The following is a 1,809-nucleotide window of genomic DNA, read 5'->3' as shown; positions in this document are numbered from 1 at the left end:
GGACAACATCCTGTCAGTGTCCGTCCCGCTGCTGGTGGTACGCAGAAAATCGACGACCGCGCCGAAGGCGTATGCTGAAAGACATCCCGGGAATACACGACCTCACGGCGTGGTGTGGAGCAGTACCCGCACGTGTGCGGCACAGATCAGAGGTTTTCGGGACCGGGGAATCTTGGGAGGCGAGCTTCGCTCCTCGAGGCCTTCGACTGGGCTTTGGCAAAAATGCCAGACGTCCATGAAGAAACGCACTTCGCCTGACTGCAGGTGCTCTCTAGCTCTTTCAGCAGCGCCGAACTTCGGGACGAAACCGGGCGGCGCCATGGCTCGCCCCAGAAAGCTGACCCTCAGCTAAACGGGCCCCGGGGAGGACTGTCTTGAGGCGTTCACTACTCTGTTCCACCACGTGCGCCGCCGTAGGGCTCCTGCTGGCTGCGGGCGGCGCAGCCGCCCAGACCACGGGTGCCGCCGCCGCCGACCCCGCGTCGGAGCTCGACGAGATCACCGTCACCGGCACCCGCGTGCAACGCGACGGCTACGATGCCCCGACCCCCACCACCGTGCTCGGGGCCGAGACCCTGGAGCGCAAGGCGGTCAACAACGTCATCGACGTGCTGGCGACGCTGCCGGTGATGAAGTCCAGCGCCGGGCCCCAGACCGGCTCGGCCTCGGTCGCCGGCAACGGCGGCCAGAGCTTCGTGAACCTTCGCGGCCTGGGCGCCGTGCGCACGCTCGTCCTCGTGAACGGCGAACGCATCGTCCCCACGACCAACCTGGCCACCGTCGATGTGGCGCTCCTGCCCACCGGGGCGCTGCAGCGCATCGATGTCGTTACAGGCGGCGCGTCGGCGGCCTGGGGTTCGGACGCGGTGGCTGGTGTGGTCAACTTCGTGATCGACACGGAGTTCCAAGGCCTGAAGGGCGATGTCCAAGCGGGGGTGACGACACGCGGCGACGGCAAGTCCGGAAAGGTTTCCCTGACCATGGGCGACCGGTTCCTGGGCGATCGCCTGCACCTCATGGCGTCGGGCGAATATTATCAGACGGACGGCGTGGAGCCTGACTCCCGGCCCTGGTCGCAGTACCCGTCCATGGACATCTTCACCAATACCGCGTCGGCCACCAACGGTCTGGCCCCGCGACTGCTTCGCCCCTTCGTCTACCAGACTATCGTCAACGGGGGCACGATCACCGGCGGGCCGCTGGCCGGCATTTCCTTCGGCGACAACGGCACGACCTACCAGACGCCTTTCTGTGCGCTCCGGACCGCCACCTCCCAGGTCTGCGACTCCGACCAGGAGAACCTGTTCAACAACGCCACGCAGTTCGCCTACATGCAGTCGCCGCAGCACCGCGCCGCCCTGATGCTAAGGGGAAGCTACAAGCTCAGCGACACCTGGTCGGTCTTCGCCCAGGGTCTCTATGGCGAGAGCAGCAGCACGGTGAACTCCGCGGCGCTCAGCACCTCGGTCGCAGGCACTCTGACGATTCAGCGGGACAACGCCTTCCTCCCTGAAAGCATCCGCCAACGCATGGTCGCCCTGAACCTCGCCACGTTCCCGCTGGGCACGGTCGCGCTCAACAGAGGTGGGACCGTCGCGACCCGCGCCAACACTATGTACGTGGGAACCGTGGGGGTCGAGGGCACCGTCGGCGGCTGGAACGTCCGCGGCTACTACGAATACGGCCGGGCCCGGAATCACACCACCGCGGCCAATAACTACAGCCGCGCGCCACTGACCGAGGCGTTCGATGCGGTCCGCGACGCCAACGGCGCCACCGTCAACGTGACGGTCGAACCACAGGTCGACC

Annotated in this window: 1 protein-coding gene; it reads left to right on the top strand. The window is 66.5% G+C overall.

All coding sequences use genetic code 11. The annotated features are described in order from the left end of the window. Positions 1-374 precede the first annotated feature (374 nt). The coding region (locus QZV94_RS24865; protein ID WP_293683132.1) for a TonB-dependent siderophore receptor at positions 375-1,809 on the top strand (1,435 nt) is incomplete at its 3' end.

It is taken from the genome of uncultured Phenylobacterium sp. (assembly GCF_902826855.1).
GTDB lineage: Bacteria > Pseudomonadota > Alphaproteobacteria > Caulobacterales > Caulobacteraceae > Phenylobacterium.
Note: the sequence above shows the minus strand (reverse complement) of the source record. Positions and strands in the feature narration are given on the sequence as shown.